The 8,092-nt window shown below is 72.8% G+C and carries 8 protein-coding genes and 1 pseudogene; 7 read left to right on the forward strand and 2 right to left on the reverse strand.

From position 1 onward, the window contains the following. Window positions 1-720 (forward strand): annotated as a pseudogene (locus E1286_RS43930) (hypothetical protein); the annotation flags it as partial. A 264-nt stretch (window positions 721-984) separates the two neighbouring features. Continuing rightward, complete coding sequence (locus tag E1286_RS43935; RefSeq protein ID WP_132622840.1) at window positions 985-2,727, forward strand: CHAP domain-containing protein; 1,743 nt, start codon at window positions 985-987, stop codon at window positions 2,725-2,727. A 3-nt stretch (window positions 2,728-2,730) separates the two neighbouring features. Here E1286_RS43935 and E1286_RS43940 read toward each other — a convergent pair whose 3' ends face one another. Continuing rightward, entirely contained in the window at window positions 2,731-3,708 is a 978-nt protein-coding gene (locus E1286_RS43940) for an alpha/beta hydrolase (protein ID WP_425464797.1), read from the reverse strand. Window positions 3,709-3,796: 88 nt separating this feature from the next. Between E1286_RS43940 and E1286_RS43945 the strand changes: the two genes are divergently transcribed. The 5 genes from E1286_RS43945 to E1286_RS43965 are packed head-to-tail and all read left to right on the forward strand — an operon-like array spanning window position 3,797 to window position 6,971. Further along, on the forward strand, window positions 3,797-4,522 hold the full coding sequence (locus E1286_RS43945) for a dienelactone hydrolase family protein (protein WP_132622842.1): 726 nt from the start codon (window positions 3,797-3,799) through the stop codon (window positions 4,520-4,522). A 46-nt stretch (window positions 4,523-4,568) separates the two neighbouring features. Next, complete coding sequence (locus tag E1286_RS43950; RefSeq protein WP_132622843.1) at window positions 4,569-5,465, forward strand: LLM class flavin-dependent oxidoreductase; 897 nt, start codon at window positions 4,569-4,571, stop codon at window positions 5,463-5,465. Between the two features lie 28 nt (window positions 5,466-5,493). Next, the gene (locus E1286_RS43955) at window positions 5,494-5,982 is read left to right on the forward strand and encodes a cupin domain-containing protein (RefSeq protein WP_132622844.1); all 489 of its coding nucleotides are present in this window, start codon (window positions 5,494-5,496) and stop codon (window positions 5,980-5,982) included. Beyond that, on the forward strand, window positions 5,982-6,623 hold the full coding sequence (locus E1286_RS43960; protein ID WP_132622845.1) for an ArsR/SmtB family transcription factor: 642 nt from the start codon (window positions 5,982-5,984) through the stop codon (window positions 6,621-6,623). The genes E1286_RS43955 and E1286_RS43960 overlap by 1 nt, the downstream gene beginning before the upstream one ends. A 42-nt stretch (window positions 6,624-6,665) precedes the next feature. Beyond that, entirely contained in the window at window positions 6,666-6,971 is a 306-nt protein-coding gene (locus E1286_RS43965; protein ID WP_132622847.1) for a hypothetical protein, read from the forward strand. A 3-nt stretch (window positions 6,972-6,974) separates the two neighbouring features. Here E1286_RS43965 and E1286_RS43970 read toward each other — a convergent pair. Beyond that, window positions 6,975-8,092: MMPL family transporter (locus tag E1286_RS43970; RefSeq protein WP_165970193.1), on the reverse strand; the 1,118-nt coding region annotated here is incomplete at its 5' end.

Below are 8,092 nucleotides of genomic sequence, written 5' to 3' on the forward strand. Positions count from 1 at the left end.
TCGGCCACCGCCCCCAGGCGTACACCGAGCGCCGCGCCGAGCTCGCGCACCGCTCCCCCGCCTCCGTCCCCCACGCGGGCTCAGGGGTCGGCCTCGGTGCCGAGCCCCGTCGTACGGACGGCCGGCATCGTGCGGTGGAGCGGGACGGCCGGGGCGGTCACCGTCTCGGCCACCGGCACGGGACCGGTGCGGTTGCGGATCTCGTACACCCGCAGAGACGGCGACGCGGGTGTGGCCAGGACCCTGCGCGAGGAGACCCGCACGCTGCGCGGGAGCACCGCCTACACCAGCGAGGTGGCGCACGATCCGGGGGACGTCGCCTGCGGCGAGCGGGCGTACCTGGGGCTGGTCGTCATGACGGAGCCGGCGGCGGGCAACGGGCCGCAGGTGAGCGAGGTGGCGGTGCACGGGCCCGCCTGTCCCGCGGCCCCGACGCCGAGCCGCTCGACCGCCTCCACCTCGGATCCGACACCCACGCCCACGCCGAGCCCGTACGTCACCGGGTCGGCCACCGTCCCGTCCGGCTCGTCGCGCCCGGCCTCCCCCACGTCGGACCCGCCGGACGACTCCCCGCCACAGACGTTCCGCCGGCCCACCGACGGCTTCTCGCCGCAGCCGTCTCTCGAACGGCTGCTGCCGGCGTCGCCGTCCGCCGAACAGGACGGACCGGAACCCGCGCCTGATCCGCATGTCGAGAACGAGCCGTGGGACGGCGGATAGCGAACTATCACCCAGAGGTAGATCTTTACCGATTAAACCACCCGCGCATGGACATTTCTGGCACCGTTTTGACCTGCAGTTTCCATCCGCTCAAGGGTCTTGACCCTCCCTTGACGCGTGCCTGGTCAGTGTTACGGGCGGGTAGCCTCACTGACCGCAGAAGATGCCAACCATCCGGTTTGGCCACACTTGTCCCGGTGTACCCACTGTTACCCAGGGCTGCGTGGATAAACCGGTCTGCCCGGAAGGTTCTTCCCGAGGTCCATGACGCCAGAGATCCAGAAGTTCATCGAACTCCTCGAGGGCCAGCTCGGCTACCGCGAGAAGGGCGACGCGTACACCAAGTTCGGCCACTGGTACGGCAAGCACGTCGAGTTCGACGACGACTTCACCAACGCCCCTTGGTGTGACATGTACATCTCCTGGGCCGCGCACAAGCTCGGCTACGAGGAGTGGATCGGGCAGTTCGCCTGGACCGTGGAGCACGCGAAGTGGTTCAAGAAGCAGGGCGCGTGGGGGAAGAAGCCCGAGGTCGGCGCGATCGTCTTCTACGACTGGAGCGGCTCGAACAGCATCGATCGCATCGACCACGTCGGTGTCGTGACGAAGGTCGAGGGCGGCCGCATCCACACCATCGAGGGCAACGTCGACGGCGGTGTCGCCAAGCGCAAGGAACGTGACACGAGCAAGGTGGTCGGCTACGGCTACCCCGAGAAGGTCAAGGCCCGGCTGGAGCGGAAGGCGCAGGAGAAGGCCGGGCGCGTCGAAGGCGAGCTCCCCGGAGAGTCGCTGAGCTCGCTGATCCCGGGGGGCCGCATCCACTCCGGAGGCCCCGCAGGACACGGCGACCGGTCACAGGGCCAGGTCGACGGCCGGCTCCCCGGCGACGGCGCCCAGGGCAGGACCCACACCGGGGACGAGGTCCGTACGCAGGCCCCGGCCAAGGACCAGGGCCCGAAGCAGGAGGCCGCCCCGGCGCCCCGCTCGTCCTCGGCGCACACGTCCGCCTCGGAGCGGAACGCCGCCCCGCCTCGGACGTCGGCCTCCGAAGGCGCACCGGACGCCACGAAGAAGGCCAAGCACGCCAAACCCACCACGGCGGACACCACGGCGGCGACCGCCGAACCGCTCCCCACGCATACGGACGCCGCCACGACCGGCCCGCTGCCGGTCATCGACTCTCCCACCACCCTGGTCAGCTCGGCCCTGGTGGCCGCGCTCGCGCTGCTCGCGGTGGCCAGGACCCGCCGCCTCCGCGTCGCCGCCGCCGTGGTGGCCGGACCCCGGACGAACCGGACTCGCGCCGCCCACCGCCGCCACCGCAAGCCGAGCGAGGGACGCCTGCGCAGGGCGCTGTTCCCCGAGCCCACGGCCCAGGAGCCCACCCTGGAGCCTGCCGCCCTGGAGCCTGCCGCCCTGGAACCGGCCGCCCTGGAACCGGCCGCCGCGCTGGAGCCGACGGCGATCCTGGAGCCCGCCGCCGTCCTGAAGGTCTCCACCACGCAGGACGGCGCACGGCGCCCGCGCGCCCGGCACGCCCGGATGCCGCTGGAGACCCGCCCCTTCGATCTCTCCATGGACGGCGCCGGCCGCCGCCACGCCCTCGACCCGGCCGCGCCGGGCCGCGCCGCCGACGTCCCGCCCTTCACCCCCGCCTTCGACACCGACCCGTACGAGCCGGACTTCGACCGCGGCCGCTACGCGTTCGGCGACGAGACCGGCCCGCTGGAGGTCGTCGTCGACACGGGGCCGCTGGAGTTGGTGGTGGACACCGGGCCGTTCGAGCGGATCGTGATCCCGGGGGCGACGAGCGAGTTCGACGCGTTCAGCCCGCCGAGGAGGGGCGAGAACCCCTCCTACCGGGGCCGCCGCCGTCGCCACACGGGCGAGGAGCCCCTCACCCTCGCCGACCTCACCCCGCGCGGTCGCCGGCACCGTAGGGCGCCCGAGGACGACTCCCTCCTGGTCGGCGCGGGCGGCGCCAGGAGAGGCCGCCACCGCGCCTGACGATCACGGCTGCGGGATCTGGAGCGCCCGCCGCAGCGCGGCCAGCCGCGTCTCCCGCGCCCGGACGCTGAGCGCCGCGTCGGGCACCATCATGTCGAACCCGTGGAACGCCCCCGGATACAGGTGGAACTCGGTCGAGACCCCGGCCCGCGCCAGCCGCAGCGCGTAGTCGGCGCACTCGTCCCTGAACACCTCCAGCTCACCCACGTCCACGAACGCCGGAGGCAGCCCCGCCAGGTCCGTGGCCCGCGCCGGCGCCGCGTACGGCGGGACGTCGTCGGTGCCGACCCGGTCGCCGAGCAGTGCCCGCCAGCCGAACCGGTTGGCCTCCCGGTCCCACACCACGGCCTCGGTGAACTGGTGGCTGGACGGCGTGTCGTCGCGGTCGTCCAGCATCGGGCAGATCAGCAGCTGGAAGGCCACCTCGGGGCCACCCCTGTCGCGGGCCAGCAGCACGGTCGCGGCGGCCAGCCCGCCGCCCGCGCTGCCTCCGCCCACGGCCAGCCGCGCGGGGTCGAGGCCCAGCTCCGCGGCGTTCTTGGCGACCCAGGCCAGGCCCGCGTAGCAGTCTTCGACGGGCGCGGGGTGCGGATGCTCGGGCGCGAGCCGGTACTCGACCGACACGGCCACGACGCCGAGCCTCTCCACGTGGTCGACGAGCATCGCGTCGTCGAGCTCCGGCGTCCCGATGATCATGCCGCCGCCGTGGATCCAGTAGAGCCCCGGGCGGGCGGGGCCGTCCTCCGGCGGCCGGTAGGTGCGCAGCCGGACGTCGGGCGCGCCCTCGGGCCCCGGCACGACGCGGTCCTCGATCACCACCTGCGTGTCCGGGCGGGGCATCGCCGCCACCATCGCGTTCATCTGCTCCCGCTGCTGGGCCAGGAGCTCGTACGACAGGAACGTGCCTGCCGGCAGCGTCGCCATCTGCTCGACCGCGGCGCGCAGTTCGGGATCGAGGTTGGGGTGAAGGGTCATGAACATACCTTTCCACCATGCATATCGGATTACTCCGCCGGGCAACCCCGGGGTCGCGTGCGACCGCCCGAACCGCTGTGGGCATGCTGGGACCATGTGCCATTCCACTGACAGCAGGCCTCCCGCCCCGCCCGTGCAGGGCAAGGTGGCCTCTCAGGAGCAGATAGAGCTGACCGCCGCCGACGGCAACCGTTTCCTGGCCTACCGGGCCGAGCCCGAGCAGCCGAACGGCCGGGCCATGGTGATCCTGCCCGACGTCCGCGGCCTGCACCCGTACTACCGCGATCTCGCCGTACGGTTCGCCGAGGCCGGGTTCCGGACGATCGCGATCGACTACTTCGGCCGCACCGCCGGAATGGGCGACCGCAGTGACGACTTCGCGTTCATGCCCCACGTCCAGCAGCTCACCAGCGACCACGTGCGGGCCGACGCGAAGGCGGCCACCGAGGCGCTGGCCGGTGCCGGGCCGGTGTTCACGGTGGGCTTCTGCCTGGGCGGCGCCCAGTCGTTGCGGCAGGCCGCCGAGGGCAACGGCCTGGCGGGCGGCATCGGCTTCTACCCGACGCTGCGCTTCGTGGACGAGCCGGCGTCCGTGCCGGGCGCGCCGATCCTCATGCTCATGGGCGGGGCCGACACCGCCACCAAGCCCGAGCAGTTCGCGGCGTACGAGGCGGCGCTCGACCGGGCCGGCACGCCGTACGAGAAGCACGTCTACAAGGGCGCGCCGCACTCGTTCTTCGACCGCTCCTACGGCGAGTGGGCCGAGGTGTGCCAGGACGCCTGGCGGCAGATCCTCGACTTCACCGAGCGGCACGCGTAGTCACGCGGAGGTTTGACGGCGGGGGACGGCGGCTATCCGGTCGGACATGACAGATGCCATCACCCGGTTCGCCGTCTCCCTGCCACAGCAGGTCGCCGACGGCACCTTCGACCCCGGCGAGTTCCGCGCCTACCTGACGCGCGTGGAGGAGCTGGGCTTCCACAGCGCGTGGACCCGCGAGGGGACGCTCTCCCCGGTCCCGACGCTCGGCCCTATGGAGGTCATGACGTACGCGGCCGCCTGCACCGAGCGGCTGCGCATCGGCTGCGCCGTGTTCGTCAGCGTCCTGCACCAGCCGCTGCAGCTGGCCAAGAGCCTCAGCACGCTCGACCAGCTCAGTCGTGGCCGCCTGGAGGTCGGCTTCGGGCTCGGGGGCAGGGAACGGCTGGGCTCTTTCGGGGTGTCCCCCGACGGGTTCGTGACGCGCTTCACCGAGGGCATCGAGCTGATGAAGGCCTGCTGGAGCCAGCCGCAGGTCTCCTTCCACGGGCGGTGCTTCCAGGTCGAGGCGACCATGGAGCCGAAGACGTACCAGAAGCCGTATCCGCCCGTGTGGATCGGCGGGCACCGGCCCGCGGCGATCCGGCGCGCGGTCCGGCACGGCGACGGGTTCGTGGGCGCCGGCGCGGCGACGACGGCCGCCTTCGCCGAGCAGGTGCGGACGCTGCGGGCCGAGCTGGAGCGGGCCGGCCGCGACCCGGCGGGGTTCGGGGTCGCCAAGCGCGTCTACGTGTCCGTGGGCGAGGAGGACCGGATCGGCGTGCAGCTCCGCCATCTGTACGGCACCGCCGAGTCGGCCGTCGCCGGCCCGCCGGAGGCGGTCGTACGCGGGCTGCGCGAGGTGATCGAGGCCGGCGCGGACCTCGTCCTGCTGGACCCGATGACCGACGAGGCCCAGCAGCTCGAACGTCTGGCCACGGACGTGCTGCCCGCGCTACTCTAAAATCCCTTAGAACAATGGAGGAGTGGCCATGTCCTACCCCGAGCAGCGCTACTTCGGCGAGACCGGCGAGCACAGCGGCGTCTTCAGGAGCGCGGGCGACCCACCCGACCTGCCCATGCGCACCACCCAGGTCCACTACCTCGCCACCGGCGGCCTCACCGGCGGCGCGTACGGGCTCTACCGGTGGGAGATGGGCCCCAGCCCGTCGGGCCCCGGCGCCCACTTCCACCGCACCATGACCGAGTCGTTCTACGTGCTGTCGGGCACGATCCGGCTCTACGACGGCGTGAAGTGGACCGACGGCCGGCCGGGCGACTTCCTGTTCGTGCCCGAGGGCGGCGTGCACGCCTTCCGTAACGAGTCGGGCGAGCCCGCCTCGATGCTGATCCTGTTCACGCCCGGCGCGCCCCGGGAGGCGTACTTCGAGGAGCTCGCCGACATCGCCGCCACCGGCCGGAACCTCACGCCGGAGGAGTGGACGGAGCTCTACCGCCGGCACGACCAGTACATGGTCTGATGTTCCCCGAAGAGCGGATCTACGAGCAGCTCGCCCGCGTCGGCAAGGCCCTGGCCAGCCCGGTGCGGCTGCGCCTGCTCGACGTGCTCGACCAGCGCGAGCGCACGGTGGAGGAGCTGGCGCAGGCGGCGGGCGTGCCGCTGAAGAACACCTCGGCCCAGCTCCAGCAACTGCGCGCGGCCCAGCTGGTGTCGAGCAGGAAGGACGGCACCCGCGTCTACTACCGCCTGGCCGACGACGGGGTGTCGCGCTTCCTCGGCGAGCTGCAGGCGTTCGCCGAGGGCCGGCTGGCCGATCTGCGCGACGCCGTGCACGCGCGGATGGGGTCGCTGGCGGGCGTGACCGCCGACGAGCTGGCCGACCGGCTCGCCGACCCCGGCACGGTCGTCGTGGACGTGCGAACAGCGGCCGACTACGCCGCCGGCCACGTGCCGGGCGCGATCTCGGTGCCACTGGCCGAGCTGCGCGAGCGCCTGGCCGAGCTGCCGAGGCAGGCGGAGGTCGTGGCCTACTGCGGAGGGCCGTACTGCGTGGTGTCGCCGGAGGCGGTGCGGCTGCTGCGCGAGCACGGCTACGCCGCCCGCCCGCTCGACGGCGGCCTGCTCGGCTGGCGACGCGGCGGCAAGGAGCTGGAACGCTGAGTGACCGCTGCCTTACTGTGAGCCGGACGGTAAGGAGACACGGTGCACATCACACGAGCCGCCATGGCGGGCCTGCTCGCCTCCGCGTCGCTCACCGCCCCCGCCGAGGCGGGGCTCCGGTACGACTTCGCCGCTTACGGGGTGGTCATCCGGGCCGAGCCGCGCGCCGGCTCGGCCCGCAACGGCGTCGGCCACCCCGGCCACGGGTTCGAGCCGAACCGGTCGGAGGAGCACGGCCTCTACCGCTGCGACGCCCACTTCGACAGCACCCTGTGGTACCACGGGCGCGACGCCACCACCGGCGTCGTCGGCTGGGTCCCGGCCTGTCACCTCACCGACGACGACTGAGGATCAGACGCCCGCCTTGACCGGTTCGGGGCGGCGCGGCTCGGGCGCGGGCGCGGGCCCGTCCTCCTCCTCGTGGCCCTCGACCGACAGGTTCGGCAGGATCCGGTCCAGCCAGCGGGGGCACCACCAGTTGGCCCGCCCCAGCAGCACCATCGTCGCGGGCACCAGGAACCCCCTGATGATCGTGGCGTCCACCGCGATCGCCACCGCCAGACCCACCCCGAACGTCTTGACCATCGAGTCGGGGTAGGCGATGAACGCCGTGAACACCGCCACCATGATCAACGCCGCCGACGTGATGACCCGTCCCGTCGAGCCGAGCCCCTCGGCCACCGCCCGCGCGTTGCGCCCGTGCCGCAGGTACGACTGCCGCACCGCCGTCAGCAGGAACACCTCGTAGTCCATCGACAGCCCGAACAGCACCGCGAACAACATCAGCGGCACGTAGCTCTCGACCGGCACCGAGAAGAAGAGCGGCGTCAGGTACGACGAGCTGACCGGCGGATCCATCCCCACCAGCCCCGTGCCCAGCCCGAACGAGAACACCAGCGCCAGCGCCCCGAACGCGGCCCCGAGCGAGACGAGGTTCATCACCGCCGCCTTGACCGCGACCAGTGGCGCGCGGAAGGCCAGCAGCAGAAGCAGGGCGCTGAGCAGCACCACCACGGCGATGACCAGCGGAGTGCGCTCGGCCAGGCGGTCGGCGGCGTCGGTCAGGCCCGCGACCTCGCCGCCGACGTGCACCCGCACCCCGGGCAGGGCGATGGCCCTGACGTCCCTGACCACCTGGGCGGTGCGCTCGTCGCTGGGCGCGTACTCGGGGATGGCCTGCAGCAGCACCGAACGGCCGGAGTCGTTGAGCTTGGGGTCGCTCACGTGGGCCACGCCGTCAACGGCCTTCACCTCGCGAGTCAGGTCCTCCACCAGGGGGCCGTCGGCGTCGGCGACCTTCTCGGGCAGCTCGGCGACCACGATCAGCGGCCCGTTGGAGCCCGGCCCGAAGCCGGTGGCCATCAGCTCGTACGCGCGCCGCGACTCCGACCCCTGCGCGCCGTATCCCTCGTCGATCGGCCCCAGCTTCAGCGCCAGCGCGGGCGCGGCCAGCGCGCCCAGCACCACGA

Origin of the sequence: Nonomuraea terrae (assembly GCF_004348995.1) — a bacterium.
Classification (GTDB): domain Bacteria; phylum Actinomycetota; class Actinomycetes; order Streptosporangiales; family Streptosporangiaceae; genus Nonomuraea; species Nonomuraea terrae.

What these genes read in the sequence shown, in the direction of transcription:
- E1286_RS43935 (WP_132622840.1), top strand. Translation starts at nt 985, where the DNA reads ATGACGCCAGAGATCCAGAAGTTCATCGAACTCCTCGAGGGCCAGCTC.
- E1286_RS43940 (WP_425464797.1), bottom strand. Translation starts at nt 3,708, where the DNA reads ATGTTCATGACCCTTCACCCCAACCTCGATCCCGAACTGCGCGCCGCG.
- E1286_RS43945 (WP_132622842.1), top strand. Translation starts at nt 3,797, where the DNA reads ATGTGCCATTCCACTGACAGCAGGCCTCCCGCCCCGCCCGTGCAGGGC.
- E1286_RS43950 (WP_132622843.1), top strand. Translation starts at nt 4,569, where the DNA reads ATGACAGATGCCATCACCCGGTTCGCCGTCTCCCTGCCACAGCAGGTC.
- E1286_RS43955 (WP_132622844.1), top strand. Translation starts at nt 5,494, where the DNA reads ATGTCCTACCCCGAGCAGCGCTACTTCGGCGAGACCGGCGAGCACAGC.
- E1286_RS43960 (WP_132622845.1), top strand. Translation starts at nt 5,982, where the DNA reads ATGTTCCCCGAAGAGCGGATCTACGAGCAGCTCGCCCGCGTCGGCAAG.